This window comes from Erwinia endophytica (genome assembly GCF_009295515.1).
Lineage (GTDB): Bacteria > Pseudomonadota > Gammaproteobacteria > Enterobacterales > Enterobacteriaceae > Erwinia > Erwinia endophytica.
Window position 1 is genome coordinate 81,822 of the sequence record NZ_RQVV01000022.1, and the last position, 15,150, is coordinate 96,971.

A 15,150-nucleotide genomic window follows, 5' to 3' on the forward strand; every position below is an offset into this window, starting at 1 on the left:
GTGAAGAGTAATGCAGAATCGCCGTGGCTGTCTCGGCTTTCTTACCGCTTTACGTGGTGTTTCGCACCAGACCGAGACCAGGAGTGTTCTCATTTAGCTTTGTGCGAGCTGGTTCCAGACTGTGCCATCACTTTTTTCCTGGACTCATGTAAAAAAGATATCGAATGAAAAAAACTCAGCTTATTGCCTTTACTTTACTGACTTTTAGCGTAGCGTCCTTCGTTCATGCCGAAGAAACACGCTATATTTCCGATGAACTTTCCACCTGGGTACGCAGTGGTCCCGGCGACAATTATCGTCTGGTTGGCACCCTGAATGCCGGTGAAGAAGTGACCTTACTGCAAACTGACGCCAGTACACATTACGCTCAAATTCGCGATTCGAATGGCCGTACAATATGGATCCCACAAGCGCAATTGAGTGAACAGCCAAGTCTGCGTACACGAGTTCCTCAACTGGAACAACAAGTTAAAGATCTGAGTGATAAACTGACCAACATCGACAGCAGTTGGAACCAACGTACGGCGGAAATGCAGAAAAAAGTGGCGAACAGCGATGGCGCGATTAACAGCCTGAAGGAAGAAAATCAAAAGCTGAAAAATGAGCTGATCGTCGCGCAGAAAAAAGTCAATGCCGCCAACGTTCAATTGGATGACAAGCAGCGCACCATCATTATGCAATGGTTTATGTATGGTGGCGGCGTGGCGGGTGTTGGCCTGCTGCTGGGCTTGTTACTGCCCCATATGATCCCCAGTCGCAAAAAGAAAGATCGCTGGATGAACTGACTCACTATGGTGTGGGCCACTGTGGCTAACACAGCCCCACGCGTTGAATTGTGTCGCTGTCTGAGGGCATCCATTGATGTCCCTTTTCCTGTATCTGCGGAAAATGCCCTTCTTCCCGCAACGGTATGACCGCTTCCACACTTCACGTATGATGACCGTAATGAATCAAGGAGCACAATTTAGTGAAGACTTACCTTGTCGGTGGCGCAGTACGCGATGCGCTGTTAAACCTGCCGGTCAAAGACAAAGATTGGGTGGTGGTGGGTGCCTCACCTGAAGAATTGCTTAATTTGGGTTATGAACAAGTGGGACGGGACTTCCCGGTGTTCCTGCACCCCGAATCGCATGAAGAATACGCGCTGGCACGTATTGAGAGAAAACATGGCCGCGGCTATACCGGCTTCACATGTTATTCCGCGCCGGACGTTACCCTCGAACAGGATTTACAGCGCCGGGATCTGACTATCAACGCCATCGCACAAGATAAAGACGGTAACTATTACGATCCCTATGGCGGTCGCGCCGATATTGCACAACGCCTGCTGCGTCATGTTTCTCCCGCTTTTAATGAAGATCCACTGCGTGTGCTACGTGTGGCCCGTTTTGCTGCGCGTTTTGCCCACCTGGATTTCACCGTGGCAGATGAGACCCTGTCGCTGATACGCCTGATGGTCAAAAATGGAGAGCTGGAGACGTTAACGCCGGAACGCGTATGGAAAGAGACGGAAAAAGCCCTGGAAACCCGTAATCCTCAAGTCTATTTTCAGATATTGCGGGACTGTGGCGCACTGGCGATACTGTTCCCGGAGCTTGATAATCTTTACGGCGTTCCCGCTCCTGCCAGGTGGCACCCTGAAATCGACACCGGCGTACACACACTGATGACGCTGGCGATCGCCGCCCAGCTCAGTGATCAGTTAGCCGTCCGCTTTGCCACGTTGTTTCATGATGTGGGCAAAGCCCTGACGCCGCCAGAAATGTGGCCCAGCCACCACGGGCACGGCCCGGCTGGCGTACCGTTGGTTGAGAACATATGCCAACGCCTGCGCGTACCGAACGCACTGCGCGATCTGGCAGTACTGGTGACTGAATTCCACGATCTGGTGCATATCATTGAACGTCAGAGCGCCGCAATGCTGGTTGCGCTCTTTGATCGTCTTGATGCCTGGCGGAAACCCCAGCGAATTGAGCAACTCGCGCTGAGCAGCGAAGCGGATGCCCGTGGGCGAGCTGGTTTTGAACACAACGCCTATCCGCAGGGAAAATATCTGCTGGCCGCTTTTGAGATTGCGCGTAGCGTGCCGACAACAGAGGTCATTGCGGCTGGCTTTAAGGGAAGCGAGGTGCGAGAAGAGTTAACCAGACGACGTATCACCGCGCTGGAAGACTGGAAGAAAACACACGATTCAGAAGAAGAATAAAACCGGACGTTATACCGCCCGGCTTTATTTAACAGACTAGGCAAAGAGCATGTAGACTGCGATTGCCACAATAAAGCGATAAATAGCAAATGGGATAAAGGAGATGTTCTGAATCAACCTCAGGAACACTTTAATCGCGATCAACGCCACCACGAAGGCGGTCAGGAAACCCACAGCAAACATCGGCAAGTCTGACATTGACAGGAAGGGCAGGCTCTTATACAAATCCAGCACTGTCGCGCCCATCATCATTGGCACTGCCAGAATGAATGAGAATTCTGAAGCGGCATAGCGACTCACGCCCATCAGCATACCGCCAGAGATGGTCGCGCCTGAACGGGAGAACCCCGGCCACAGCGCCAGACACTGAAAGCAACCAATCACCAGAGCCTGGCGATAGGTCATATCATCAATGCCCATAGCCTTTGGATTCTTCGGCTTCAGATACTCAGCGGCCAGCAGCAGCACCCCGCCCACCACCAACGCATACATCACGTTGATCGGGTTGAATAACTCTTTGATTTTATCATGTAAAATCAGCCCAATCACCACTGCCGGCACCATCCCCAGCAAGACATGGATCAAGGTCAGATGACCTTTACCCGTTCCTTCATGCGGGACATTACCGAAGTGGATCCCTATCAAACCAAACAGACGGCGCCAGAACATCACGACGACAGCCAAAATAGAACCAAGCTGAATGACGACTTCAAAGGTGTCTGCCTTGTCCCCTTCAAATCCCAACAAATGACCTACAATAATCATGTGTCCGGTGGAAGAGACAGGCAGAAACTCTGTTAATCCTTCAACAATGCCAAGTATCATTGCCACCCATAGCTGATGTATATCTGCCATCAAATCTACCCCTATCCGTTCAAAAAACATTAAAAAGGCGGTCGCTATACGCTACCGCCAAAATTGTGTCAGCCCTGGGTTAGGTCAACCTTAAGACAAACCATAATGTCGTTGGGTTTCACTGTGATGGCAATCACTCTCACGCTATTTCGGATTAGTCCCGCGTTCTATTAACACCCCCACCTGAGCCGCCTGGGCCACCGCGCCGGGTTTACTGAGCTTAATTCTCACCCACGGCGAGTTAAAACGAGTCAGCAACAAAGTGGCAACTTCTTCAGCGACGCGCTCCACCAGCGCGAATTTACCGCCCGCTACGTGGTTAATAATGGCGGCTGATACCTCGGCATAACTCAGACAGTCACGCACATCGTCACTGGCCGCCGCCTTGCGGTTGTCCCAGGCCATTTCGACATCGAACACCAGTTTCTGTTGGATGGTTTGTTCCCAGTCCCAGGCACCAATAGTGGTGATAACGGACAGTTGTTCTATAAATACAATATCCATGATGACAATCTCTGTTTTGTGGTTGCCGGATACCACTTCCGGCGGTTTATGCGTATTATCCACGGATGATGAGAACAAAACGACCCTTACAAGACGGAACGATGTTATGAGTGTATTCGCGCTTGGTATGATTGTTTTCGCGTATCTGTGCGGCTCTATTTCCAGCGCGATTCTGGTATGCCGACTACTCAGATTACCCGATCCCCGACAGAATGGTTCTGGCAATCCCGGAGCCACTAATGTGTTGCGTATCGGGGGGAAAATCCCGGCTTTTGCCGTGCTAATTTTTGATATTCTCAAAGGTATGTTGCCAGTATGGCTGGCTTATCATTATGGCCTCAGCCCGCTTTATCTTGGACTAACCGCTATTGCGGCCTGTCTGGGGCACATTTATCCGGTATTTTTCCACTTTAAAGGCGGCAAAGGCGTGGCGACGGCATTTGGCGCTATCGCCCCCATAGGCTGGGATTTGGCCGGGGTGATGAGCGGCACCTGGCTGCTGACCGTACTGCTGAGTGGTTACTCGTCTTTAGGTGCCATTATCAGTGCGCTGATTGCGCCGTTTTACGTGTGGTGGTTCAAGCCCCAGTTCACTTTTCCGGTCGCTATGCTGTCATGCCTGGTCCTGCTGCGTCATCACGACAATATTCTGCGCCTGTGGCGCGGGCATGAATCTAAGATCTGGAAAAAGAAAAAACCGCCGCAATAGAACAAAAGAAACTATTTCCGTCTGCGACTATTCAAAAAAAAACATTAGAATATAAAGAATTTCTTGATATTCTATCTGTGCCATACATGGCATACAATTTTCAAAAATATTATTATGTTATTACTAAATAAGGAGATTAAGTGATGAAAGTATTATCGCAGCAAGAAATACAGCAGGTAAGCGGAGCCGGTGTTATTGAGGATACCTTAAGTGACATCGGTACCTCACTCGGTTCGCTCATTGGTAGCAGCATTGAAAGTGTGATTGCCAATATCCCGCTGGTCGGTAGTTGGTTAAATAGCATGTTAGGTAACTAACTATCACGTTTAACGCCATTATGTACCATCATTAATATATGCATAATGGCGTGTGGGTCTTAGTCACTTTGCAAGGGTGACAACTCAGACAGTGGCCAGCGAGGCCGCACCGTTACGCTCAGATCTCCACGAGTTCCCGCCTTCAAACGCACCATCCCGGCATAAGCAATCATCGCGCCATTGTCAGTGCAAAATTCAGGACGGGCATAGAAAACGTCTCCCCCTCGCGTCTTCATTATATCCGCCATCTTAGCGCGTAGCGTGCGGTTAGCACTGACGCCGCCGGCAATCACCAGACGTTTAAAACCAGTTTGTTCCAGCGCCCGCTTACATTTGATAGCCAGGGTATCCACCACCGCGTCCTCAAATGCCCGGGCGATATCCGCGCGGGTTTGCTCGTCATCATTATTTTCACGAATGGTATTGGCCGCGAAAGTCTTCAGCCCGGAGAAACTGAAGTCCAGTCCTGGACGGTCGGTCATGGGGCGTGGAAAAACAAAACGTCCTTCCTCCCCCCGCTGGGCCATTTTCGACAACATCGGACCGCCGGGATAATCCAGGCCAAGCAGCTTGGCCGTTTTATCAAAAGCCTCACCCGCCGCATCGTCAACCGATTCGCCGAGCAGAATATATTCGCCAATACCGGTCACACTAATCAGTTGAGTATGACCACCAGAGACCAACAGCGCGACAAACGGAAACGCGGGCGGATTATCTTCCAGCATCGGTGCCAGCAGATGCCCCTCCATGTGATGAACCGGGATCGCCGGGACATCCCAGGCGAAAGCCAGTGAACGGCCAATGGTGGCGCCGACCAGCAACGCCCCTACCAGGCCCGGTCCCGCCGTCCAGGCTACAGCGTCAATGTCCTGTGCCTTCAGGCCCGCTTCTTGCAACGCCGCCTGGATTAACGGCACCGTTTTACGCACGTGATCACGTGAAGCCAGTTCCGGCACCACACCGCCATAATCGGCATGCAGTTTGACCTGACTGTAAAGTTGGTTGGCCAGTAAGCCAGCCGCATCGTCGTAAATCGCGATACCGGTTTCATCACAGGACGTTTCTATTCCGAGCACTCGCATGATATTTCCACCTCATTTTTACGGCGCGCAGTGTAACATGAAGGCCACCTCTCGGCGGTACTTTTCCGCCAGTCCGCTGGACTCACTGAAGGATAAAGGAAAAATATATTTTCGCAGGGCGGAGCCCGTTGATGTATAATCCTCCGCCTGAAAAAACCGGCAGCGGCACAGGCGCATCTGTTGGTGACATTATGCTATGGTGCTTTACAACGCGGCCTGTGTTGGAGTAAAATCTCGCACCATTTTGAAATAAGCTGACCTGATGTCAGCAACAAAACCGAATTTATCGAGGTGAGAGTTACATGCCGGTAATTAAAGTACGTGAAAACGAGCCATTTGACGTAGCACTGCGTCGCTTCAAGCGTTCTTGCGAGAAAGCAGGTGTTCTGGCTGAAGTTCGTCGTCGTGAGTTTTATGAAAAACCGACGACTGAGCGTAAGCGCGCTAAAGCGTCAGCAGTGAAACGCCACGCGAAGAAATTGGCTCGCGAAAACGCACGCCGCACTCGTCTGTACTAATCTTAAGGGGGACCGCCCTCTCGCTTCACAGACAAGTAAGTAGTTAAGAAGGCCGTGCTTTCCGAAAGGAATGCGCGGCTTGTTCTCGTTTATGAACTGATAAACCGGGGCCTATGGCTGGACGAATTCCACGCGTATTTATCAATGACTTGCTGGCGCGCACGGACATCGTGGATCTTATCGATGCTCGCGTAAAGCTAAAAAAACAAGGCAAGAACTATCACGCGTGCTGTCCATTCCATAACGAAAAAACCCCTTCTTTCACCGTCAACGGTGAAAAACAGTTTTACCACTGCTTTGGCTGTGGCGCACATGGTAATGCCATTGATTTTCTGATGAATTATGATCGTCTGGAATTCGTGGAAAGCATAGAGGAACTGGCCACATTATATGGACTGGAAGTGCCGTATGAGAGCGGTACCGGCCCCAGCCAGTTTGAGCGTCACCAGCGACAGAGCCTGTATCAACTGATGAGCGGCCTGAGTGATTTTTATCAACAGGCGCTTTCCGAGACCCAGGCATCGGCCGCGCGCGACTATCTCAACAAGCGTGGCCTGAGCGATGATGTTATCCGGCATTTTTCCATTGGCTTCGCGCCAGCAGGCTGGGACCATGCCCTGAAGCGATTTGGTCGCAACCCGGATGATCGAAAGGCGCTTGCCGATGCCGGAATGCTGGTCACCAATGAGCAGGGCCGGAGTTATGACCGTTTTCGCGAACGGATAATGTTTCCGATCCACGATAAGCGAGGACGGGTGATTGGTTTTGGTGGACGCGTATTGGGTGACGCTCTCCCCAAATACCTTAACTCGCCGGAAACCGATATTTTCCATAAAGGCCGCCAGTTGTACGGCCTGTATGAAGCACAAAAGAAGCAACCTGAACCCGCGAAACTGCTGGTCGTTGAAGGTTATATGGACGTGGTGGCGCTGGCGCAATTTGGCATTGATTACGCGGTGGCTTCGCTCGGGACGTCCACCACGGCTGAACATATTCAGTTGCTGTTCCGGACTACCGCAAATGTTATTTGTTGCTACGACGGGGATCGGGCGGGACGCGAAGCCGCCTGGCGGGCACTGGAAACAGCATTACCTTACATGAATGACGGTCGTCAGCTACGCTTTATGTTTCTGCCTGACGGCGAAGATCCGGATACACTGGTGCGTAAAGAAGGGAAAGAGGCGTTTGAAGCCCGGATCGAGCAAGCTATGCCGCTCTCCGCTTTCCTGTTTGATACACTAATGCCGCAGGTGGATTTGCGCTCCCCCGATGGCCGCGCGCAGCTGAGTACGCTGGCAATACCGTTAATTAGCCAGGTCCCCGGCGAGACGTTGCGAATTTATTTACGTCAGGAATTGGGCAACAAATTGGGGATCCTGGACGATAGCCAGTTAGAAAAGCTGCTGCCCAAACAGGGAGAGAGTGTGAAATCACCCCCCCAGCCGCAGCTAAAACGTACAACCATGCGTATACTGATTGGGTTACTGATTCAGAACCCGGCGCTGGCGGCGCTGGTACCGTCACTGGATGGTCTGGAGCATTCAGATATGGCTGGCTTTCCACTGTTTGTCGAGTTAGTGGGCACCTGCCTTGCCCAGCCCGGCCTGACCACCGGACAGCTACTGGAATTATATCGCGGAACAAAATTTAGCCAGAGCCTTGAAACTCTGGCCACATGGAACCACATGATTGTAGAAGATGAAATGGAAACCATGTTTAAAGACGCGCTGGCCAGCATGTACGACGCGGCACTGGAGCGCCGGCTTGAAGAGTTGATTGCGCGCGCACGGACGCAGGGACTGACACCAGAAGAACGAAAAGAAGTCAGTTCACTCAACCAGGTATTAGAGAAAAACAGAAACGCAAAATAAGCTCATTTTACTGAACAGCATACCGAAACCAGAGGCGTTATTGGCGTCGTCAGTTTTTATGCGCACTGCGCAGATAAAAAATGGCAAGCAAGATAGCCTCGGTCAGAATACCAAGCGGCTTAAGTGCCGATTATCCGCCAGATTGAGTCTGGCAGCCGCCATGATGGGCAGCGGCAATAAACCAACGCCCTCACTGTTATTGTTGGCTGCTTAGGCTTAGCCGACCGACACTAATCTAATTTAACAGAAGTGTGGATACCGTCTTATGGAGCAAAACCCGCAGTCACAGCTGAAGCTACTTGTCACCCGTGGTAAGGAGCAAGGCTATCTGACCTATGCCGAGGTCAATGACCATCTGCCGGAAGATATCGTCGACTCCGATCAGATCGAAGACATCATCCAGATGATCAACGACATGGGTATACAGGTAGTGGAAGAAGCACCTGATGCCGATGATCTGATGTTGAACGAGAACACGAGCGACACCGATGAGGATGCTGCCGAAGCCGCCGCTCAAGTGTTATCCAGCGTTGAATCGGAAATCGGACGTACCACTGACCCGGTGCGCATGTATATGCGCGAAATGGGGACCGTTGAACTATTGACGCGTGAAGGCGAAATCGACATCGCTAAGCGGATCGAAGACGGTATCAACCAGGTCCAGTGTTCCGTTGCTGAATACCCTGAAGCCATCACCTATTTATTGGAACAATACGATCGCGTTGAAGCGGGTGAAGTCCGCCTGTCCGACATGATCGCTGGTTTTGTCGATCCGAACGCGGAAGAAGATATTGCCCCGACCGCCACGCACGTCGGCTCTGAACTCACTGAAGAGGAACGTGACGACGACGACGATGAAGAGTCTGATGACAGCAGCGCTGAAGATGACAATAGCATCGATCCGGAACTGGCCCGGGAGAAGTTTAACGACCTGCGGATACAGTACGAAAAAACCCGTACGGTTATCAAAGCTAAAGGACGCAGTCACGCCGACGCCATTAGCGAGATCCAGAATCTGTCCGATGTCTTCAAACAGTTCCGCCTGGTACCGAAGCAGTTCGACTACCTGGTGAACAGCATGCGTACCATGATGGACCGCGTCCGTACCCAGGAACGCACCATCATGAAGTTGTGTGTTGAAACCTGTAAGATGCCGAAAAAGAACTTCATCACCTTGTTCACCGGTAACGAGACTAACGAAACCTGGTTCAAAACCGCTCAGGCAATGAACAAACCCTGGTCTGAAAAGCTGAAAGACGTCGCTGAAGATGTGCAACGCAGCCTGATGAAACTGTCGCAGATTGAGGAAGAAACCGGTCTGACCATTGAGCAGGTTAAAGACATCAACCGCCGCATGTCTATCGGTGAGGCGAAAGCGCGCCGGGCGAAGAAAGAGATGGTTGAAGCTAACTTACGTCTGGTTATTTCTATCGCCAAGAAATATACCAACCGTGGTCTGCAGTTCCTCGACCTGATTCAGGAAGGCAACATCGGTCTGATGAAAGCCGTGGATAAGTTTGAATATCGCCGCGGTTATAAATTCTCTACTTATGCTACATGGTGGATCCGTCAGGCGATTACCCGCTCCATCGCTGATCAGGCGCGTACCATCCGTATTCCGGTGCATATGATTGAGACAATCAACAAACTCAACCGTATCTCGCGCCAGATGCTGCAAGAAATGGGCCGCGAACCAACGCCGGAAGAGTTGGCCGAACGGATGTTAATGCCAGAAGATAAAATCCGCAAGGTGCTGAAAATCGCCAAAGAACCGATCTCTATGGAGACGCCGATTGGTGATGATGAAGATTCACATTTGGGCGATTTCATCGAAGATACCACTCTGGAGCTACCGTTGGACTCAGCGACTTCCGAGAGTCTGCGTTCAGCTACCCATGACGTACTGGCCGGTCTGACCGCCCGTGAAGCGAAAGTACTGCGGATGCGTTTCGGTATTGATATGAACACTGACCATACGCTGGAAGAAGTCGGCAAACAGTTTGACGTTACCCGTGAGCGTATTCGTCAGATTGAAGCGAAGGCGCTGCGTAAACTGCGTCATCCAAGCCGTTCTGAAGTACTGCGTAGCTTCCTGGACGATTAATCCGTTCGCGTAACAAGTAAAGTCACAAGCCCTTGCATGCAAGGGCTTTTTTTATGGCCTGCGGCATCAATGAATCTCACGCCCGCTCGCCATTGCACGTAGCCTGGCCCCGCCCCTACACCGCAACAAAATAATGTAATACTTCGCAACCACGCCCTACCAGGCGATTACAAAACTTGCTGAATACCCCACATCGCCAGTGCATGATCTTCATGAGAAGGCAGTCCGCTCACGGTGACCGCACCGATGATACCGCCGGAGACCAACAACAGCGGGAAACTGCCGCCGTGATCGGTATAGCGTTGTTGATCGATAAAATTCATCGCTGCCATGCGTATTCCGGCAGCCTCATTACTCTCGCCAGTATAGAGCGAAGCGTGGCCGTTTCTCAGCACAGTATTACGCTTGCGGGCGATCCATTCCAGGTTCTCAGCGCTGGAACCGGGTAACGTAGATGTAAACAGGACCTGGCCAAAGGCATACACCTCAATAGCAATCGGGGCATTTTCCTGTATTGCGCGCTGACGAATGGCGACACCAATCGTCCAGGCATCGGTAAAACTGAACCCGCTCAGGCGGACAAGTTTTTCTTGCTGCAACAGGGTTTCTGGGGTGGGAATAAGGGACATGCTGCTCTCCAAATGGGAATCATGGTGGAGCACTCAGCATAGTTAATTATTTTTTTCAAAAATGTAAATATGAAATTAAAATTTCATATTGAGAACGCGATCACCTTCTTAACCTTCTGCAAGGCCCGTCGCTGACAAAACGTGGGACCTGCACGCACTGACAGGGCAACGCGAACCGTCTCCCCGGAGGAAAAATGCATGACGCAACGATGAATCCAGTTTGCAACGAGGGAAAAGGAGAATAAATAATACGTCCCCCGCATCTGGCGGGGGACATAAAACATTAGAAATCGTAGCGCAGGCGTACCAGGTTCATATCACCCAGGTTGTCAGTGCTGGAGGTGAAGACGTGCTCATAATCAACACGGAAGCCATAATCCAGTTTGAAAGACACCCCGACGCCGTTATCGATACGCTGGTAGTTGCGATCGTTAACATACTGCAGACGGTCGCCCATAAAGTAAGGCATCACGCTCTTAACCGCATACTGACCAACCGGGATAGTGTAACCGGCAAAATATTCGATACCCCATGCATTACCCGCGAAGTAGTTATGCACATCAACTTTTTTGGTCGTCAGGAAGTTCTGGTAGTAGCCGCCACCAAAAGACAAGGTCCACTGGCCTGGCGTCCAGCTCAGAGCCGTACCGTAGATATTCTGGTTCCAGTTTTTGGAATCTTCTGTGCCAGGGTTACGCATATCCGCACGCGTGTAGTTCCATGCCGTACCCCAGGTCAGATCGTTCGTCAGGTGATAATCCACCCCCAGCGAGCCACCGCCCTTACGCTTGTAGCGCAGGCCATTCCCCGGCAGGTATTCATTATCATCAAACAGGTAAGAGGCGTAGATATCCGCATCGCCGAAGGTGTTTTTGTATTTCAGCATTTTACGAGAGCGATAGGATCCATCGTAGTCGCCGTTAATACCGTTGCCCGGTGCCTGAGCCACCATATCGTAATCCCAGGCGTCGGTTTTGACGCCAACGACATCGTAGTAAACACTGTTCTGCTGACCAAAGGTCATTTTACCCCAGGTCTTGCTCTGGAAACCGGTATACAACATACGGCGGCTGGTGTTGTTTGCGCCTTGAGCATAGTGGTCATCCCAGTTAAACAGCGCCGGAATATTCACACCCAGTTCGTAGTAACCGACCCAGCTAATGTCATCAAACAGGTAATAATCAGCCGAGAAACGGAAACGGGTCCCCCCGTCGTAACCATTGCGTTTGTAAGAACCTTTATCACCATCCCCTGACATATCATTGAACTGTGGACGAATACTCCCCCCCACGGTGAAATTCAGGCGACTGAGTGGGTCACCCGGCTGAGGATCCGCCTTAAGTAACGTTATTTCAGCATGTGCAGCAAAAGACGCACTGCCCACAGCCAGCCCCAGGCCAATGGCCTGAGATAAAACACGCATTTTTGTTAACATTTTTGTATCCCTAGTGAAAAATTGCAACATAGTACCCTGCAAGATAATATCCCGGGAGTTATGACAAAACGCGCATTTAAATGACCATTTAGTGCGACATTCCTAACGAAATGTTTAAGGAAATATTTCAAATGTAATTTTTAAACATGGTTATGAGCATTTAGTGCCTAATTTACGTGATGTCATACACAGAGTTATCTATCGCTTAACTCACCACCCTCGTTTAAATCTTATTTTTTTAACAAAAAAAATAAATGCAGTAGATTTCATGACATAGTCTGACAAAAGGTCTGCAAAGATTAGACACAAAAGAAGAACCTGCCGAGGTGAACACCATCCGAACAAATCCAGTTTTTCATGGTCTCCGTTGAAACAGCGGCCCTCATCCGATGGCGATCGCACCTTTGCGGTCAAGCAGCGTTAACATAAAACTCAACCGAACATAAACAGAATGCAATAAACCGGCCTGCCCACTCTCCCCGCCACTATCGCTGGATTGCCAGCGGTCATGCACTACGTTAAATTAATCCGCTTGCATCACGACTGTAAACATCGCCAGCACCGGCCAGGGATTGTGCCACTTGAGGGTAAAAAAAAACCAATGAGTTCAGAATTGCTTTCACTAATTCTTTTTATCGCCTCGATAACGCTGTACACATGGAAGGCAGGCAAAAACAGACTGTGGTTTTCAGCCATATTACTGCTCCTCGTCGTTTATATTCTTTTGAATGCTTCAATGCTGGCGAGCAATTATTTCACTGGCGACGGCATCAATGACGCGGTGATTTACACCATTACCAACAGCCTGAGCGGCGCGGGTGTCGGGAAATATATTCTGCCGGGTATCGGCCTTATTCTGGGGTTGGTTTTGCTGTTTGCTTTCCTCGCCTGGCTCCTGCGTCTGCGCAAAAACCATCATTACAGTATCCTGTACAGCATTCTGGCCCTGCTACTGGCTGTCTCCTCGATCAAAACCACCCCGGCTTATCGCCAGGTGACCAGCCTGATTAAATCGCAGACCGGGAAAGGCAATTCCGATTTTTACAGCTATTATAAAACGCCGACCAAACAGATCAGCGGCAACAAACCGAATCTGGTTTACATCTATGCCGAGAGTCTGGAACGTACCTATTTCGATGAAAAAGCCTTCCCTGACCTCGCGCCTGAACTGAGTAAAATTAAAAACAACTCGCTGGACTTCAGCAATACTGAGCAATTGCCAGGCACCGAATATACCATCGCCGGAATGGTCGCCTCGCAATGTGGTATTCCTCTGTTTGCACCGTTTGACGGCAATGCTTCCAGCTCACTCTCGACGTTCTACCCGCAGGCTGTCTGCCTGGGGGACATCCTGAAATCATCCGGCTACCAGAACTATTTCTATCAAGGGGCCAACCTGAGCTTTGCCGGTAAGGATCTGTTCCTCTCCTCGCACGGTTTCGACCATTTGTATGGCTTTAATGAGCTGAAAAGTGTGGTGAAAGACCCGAACTACCGCAATGACTGGGGTTGGTATGACGACACGCTGTTGGACCTGGTGTTTGATCAGTATCTGGAACTGGCTAAGCAAAACCGCCCTTTTGCACTGTTTGCACTAACGGTGGATACGCATCATCCTGACGGTTTTATTTCCCGTAGTTGTGATCGCAAAACGTACCCTTATGACGGTAAACCAAATAAGTCATTTGCAGCGGTGGCTTGTAGCCAGCAGCATATCGCCCGGCTTATCCAACGCATTCAGGCCACGCCTTACTTCAAAAACACCATTATTGTGGTCAGTTCCGATCATCTGGCCATGAACAATACCGCCTGGAAATACCTTAACCAGCATAATCGCCACGATCTGTTCTTCATGCTGCGTGGTGATGACGTCGCCAGCAAAGTGATCCCGGTGAAGCGCAGTACGCTGGACAACGGCGCCACGGTACTGGATGCGATGGGCGGTGATAACTTTATCGGTCTGGGCCGCAGCAGTCTTTCCTCCACTTCGCTATCGACTACCTATATGAATATAAAAAAGAAAGTGAATGAGTGGAAACCGGATATCATCAAGCTATGGAACTTCCCGAAAGCCATTTCTGACTACCAAATCGACACAGCGAAAAATACCTTCAGTTTCTCTGGCGTACATTTCAAGCTTCCGATGTTGTTGTCGGTCATGCCAAATAAAATTGAGCCCAAGTTTGATGTCTACCTGGCCTCACCGCTGAAGCAGCAGTTATCACACTTTGCCGCAGATGAAAAATTTGTCTGGATTGATCGCTGTTTCAAAATGGGTCATGTCTGGGACCCGAAGCTGGAACTGAATACTCATCTTTGCGTCGCCGACGGCACGCTCAACTCGCCGCCGACCATTGAACAAGTCAATCCCGGCGTCACACGGGGCCGTATCGCCTTTAAGAACACGGATCAACACAGTGACGCACAATATCAACGCACTGTCGCCCAGCTACGAATTGCCGATGATGACCTGAAATACACTTCAGACAGCATTCTGTTCGCTCTGCCAGGACTGCCGCAACAGGTGGCGAAAGTGACAGGGCTATCGTTTATTGAACCATGGGGTGGACGCTGGTCGGATGCCAATCTACAGCCAGAAGTCAGCCTTGAATATCAGCAGCCGCTCCCCGCTGAGTTTGAACTGGAGCTGACAGCCCGGGCCTTCGGCGCTAATAGCCAGCATCCGTTTACGATAAAAGTCGGCAACGTGACGCAGCAATTCAACCTGGACAAGACCGACAGCACGGTCAGGCTGCAATTCAGCAATCCGGAACAGGCGAGAACAATAGAGATCCGTCCTCCCACCCCGGAAGAAACATCTGAAGGAGCGATCGATGGCTTTGCGGCCCGCAAACTGGGGATCGGCCTTATCAGCCTGAAAGTATCCGCTAAATAATTCTGGGCGGGACAACAGCGCCGG

General features: G+C 50.7%; 13 protein-coding genes. 8 read left to right on the forward strand and 5 right to left on the reverse strand.

The window, feature by feature from the left end; all coding sequences use genetic code 11:
- Nucleotides 1-164 precede the first annotated feature (164 nt).
- Nucleotides 165-785, forward strand: coding sequence for a TIGR04211 family SH3 domain-containing protein (locus tag EH228_RS06970; protein ID WP_152320948.1), 621 nt, complete (start codon nucleotides 165-167; stop codon nucleotides 783-785).
- 182 nt (nucleotides 786-967) lie between these two features.
- Nucleotides 968-2,206 (forward strand): multifunctional CCA addition/repair protein, encoded by a 1,239-nt coding sequence (locus EH228_RS06975; RefSeq protein ID WP_152320949.1) that lies wholly within the window; start codon nucleotides 968-970, stop codon nucleotides 2,204-2,206.
- Nucleotides 2,207-2,242: 36 nt separating this feature from the next.
- Here EH228_RS06975 and bacA read toward each other — a convergent pair whose 3' ends face one another.
- The gene (bacA, locus tag EH228_RS06980; RefSeq protein ID WP_152320950.1) at nucleotides 2,243-3,061 is read right to left on the reverse strand and encodes an undecaprenyl-diphosphate phosphatase; all 819 of its coding nucleotides are present in this window, start codon (nucleotides 3,059-3,061) and stop codon (nucleotides 2,243-2,245) included.
- Between the two features lie 144 nt (nucleotides 3,062-3,205).
- A complete protein-coding gene (gene folB, locus EH228_RS06985; RefSeq protein WP_152320994.1) occupies nucleotides 3,206-3,565 on the reverse strand; it encodes a bifunctional dihydroneopterin aldolase/7,8-dihydroneopterin epimerase in 360 nt (119 codons plus the stop codon).
- A gap of 106 nt (nucleotides 3,566-3,671) precedes the next feature.
- On the opposite strand from folB, the gene plsY reads away from it, so the two are divergent.
- Together plsY and EH228_RS20165 are read left to right on the forward strand one after the other, a co-directional pair.
- The gene (gene plsY / locus EH228_RS06990) at nucleotides 3,672-4,274 is read left to right on the forward strand and encodes a glycerol-3-phosphate 1-O-acyltransferase PlsY (protein WP_152320951.1); all 603 of its coding nucleotides are present in this window, start codon (nucleotides 3,672-3,674) and stop codon (nucleotides 4,272-4,274) included.
- A 143-nt stretch (nucleotides 4,275-4,417) separates the two neighbouring features.
- Entirely contained in the window at nucleotides 4,418-4,591 is a 174-nt protein-coding gene (locus tag EH228_RS20165) for a hypothetical protein (RefSeq protein WP_193323292.1), read from the forward strand.
- Between the two features lie 59 nt (nucleotides 4,592-4,650).
- Here EH228_RS20165 and tsaD read toward each other — a convergent pair whose 3' ends face one another.
- Nucleotides 4,651-5,673, reverse strand: coding sequence for a tRNA (adenosine(37)-N6)-threonylcarbamoyltransferase complex transferase subunit TsaD (tsaD, locus tag EH228_RS06995; RefSeq protein ID WP_152320952.1), 1,023 nt, complete (start codon nucleotides 5,671-5,673; stop codon nucleotides 4,651-4,653).
- A gap of 302 nt (nucleotides 5,674-5,975) precedes the next feature.
- On the opposite strand from tsaD, the gene rpsU reads away from it, so the two are divergent.
- From rpsU to rpoD, 3 genes are all read left to right on the forward strand, one after another.
- Nucleotides 5,976-6,191: a 30S ribosomal protein S21 gene (gene rpsU / locus EH228_RS07000; RefSeq protein ID WP_001144069.1), complete on the forward strand. Its 216-nt coding sequence runs from the start codon at nucleotides 5,976-5,978 to the stop codon at nucleotides 6,189-6,191.
- 113 nt (nucleotides 6,192-6,304) lie between these two features.
- The gene (dnaG, locus tag EH228_RS07005; protein ID WP_152320953.1) at nucleotides 6,305-8,062 is read left to right on the forward strand and encodes a DNA primase; all 1,758 of its coding nucleotides are present in this window, start codon (nucleotides 6,305-6,307) and stop codon (nucleotides 8,060-8,062) included.
- 265 nt (nucleotides 8,063-8,327) lie between these two features.
- Entirely contained in the window at nucleotides 8,328-10,166 is a 1,839-nt protein-coding gene (gene rpoD, locus EH228_RS07010) for an RNA polymerase sigma factor RpoD (protein ID WP_152320954.1), read from the forward strand.
- Nucleotides 10,167-10,333: 167 nt separating this feature from the next.
- On the opposite strand, the gene EH228_RS07015 is transcribed toward rpoD, so the two are convergent.
- Both EH228_RS07015 and EH228_RS07020 read right to left on the reverse strand, forming a co-directional pair.
- The gene (locus EH228_RS07015; protein WP_152320955.1) at nucleotides 10,334-10,795 is read right to left on the reverse strand and encodes a heme-degrading domain-containing protein; all 462 of its coding nucleotides are present in this window, start codon (nucleotides 10,793-10,795) and stop codon (nucleotides 10,334-10,336) included.
- A 283-nt stretch (nucleotides 10,796-11,078) separates the two neighbouring features.
- Nucleotides 11,079-12,218 (reverse strand): porin, encoded by a 1,140-nt coding sequence (locus tag EH228_RS07020; protein WP_420841452.1) that lies wholly within the window; start codon nucleotides 12,216-12,218, stop codon nucleotides 11,079-11,081.
- Between the two features lie 613 nt (nucleotides 12,219-12,831).
- On the opposite strand from EH228_RS07020, the gene opgB reads away from it, so the two are divergent.
- On the forward strand, nucleotides 12,832-15,126 hold the full coding sequence (gene opgB / locus EH228_RS07025; protein ID WP_152320957.1) for a phosphatidylglycerol--membrane-oligosaccharide glycerophosphotransferase: 2,295 nt from the start codon (nucleotides 12,832-12,834) through the stop codon (nucleotides 15,124-15,126).
- Nucleotides 15,127-15,150 lie beyond the last annotated feature (24 nt).

What these genes read in the sequence shown, in the direction of transcription:
- EH228_RS06970 (WP_152320948.1), top strand. Translation starts at nt 165, where the DNA reads ATGAAAAAAACTCAGCTTATTGCCTTTACTTTACTGACTTTTAGCGTA.
- bacA (WP_152320950.1), bottom strand. Translation starts at nt 3,061, where the DNA reads ATGGCAGATATACATCAGCTATGGGTGGCAATGATACTTGGCATTGTT.
- folB (WP_152320994.1), bottom strand. Translation starts at nt 3,565, where the DNA reads ATGGATATTGTATTTATAGAACAACTGTCCGTTATCACCACTATTGGT.
- plsY (WP_152320951.1), top strand. Translation starts at nt 3,672, where the DNA reads ATGAGTGTATTCGCGCTTGGTATGATTGTTTTCGCGTATCTGTGCGGC.
- EH228_RS20165 (WP_193323292.1), top strand. Translation starts at nt 4,418, where the DNA reads ATGAAAGTATTATCGCAGCAAGAAATACAGCAGGTAAGCGGAGCCGGT.
- tsaD (WP_152320952.1), bottom strand. Translation starts at nt 5,673, where the DNA reads ATGCGAGTGCTCGGAATAGAAACGTCCTGTGATGAAACCGGTATCGCG.
- rpsU (WP_001144069.1), top strand. Translation starts at nt 5,976, where the DNA reads ATGCCGGTAATTAAAGTACGTGAAAACGAGCCATTTGACGTAGCACTG.
- dnaG (WP_152320953.1), top strand. Translation starts at nt 6,305, where the DNA reads ATGGCTGGACGAATTCCACGCGTATTTATCAATGACTTGCTGGCGCGC.
- rpoD (WP_152320954.1), top strand. Translation starts at nt 8,328, where the DNA reads ATGGAGCAAAACCCGCAGTCACAGCTGAAGCTACTTGTCACCCGTGGT.
- EH228_RS07015 (WP_152320955.1), bottom strand. Translation starts at nt 10,795, where the DNA reads ATGTCCCTTATTCCCACCCCAGAAACCCTGTTGCAGCAAGAAAAACTT.
- EH228_RS07020 (WP_420841452.1), bottom strand. Translation starts at nt 12,218, where the DNA reads ATGCGTGTTTTATCTCAGGCCATTGGCCTGGGGCTGGCTGTGGGCAGT.
- opgB (WP_152320957.1), top strand. Translation starts at nt 12,832, where the DNA reads ATGAGTTCAGAATTGCTTTCACTAATTCTTTTTATCGCCTCGATAACG.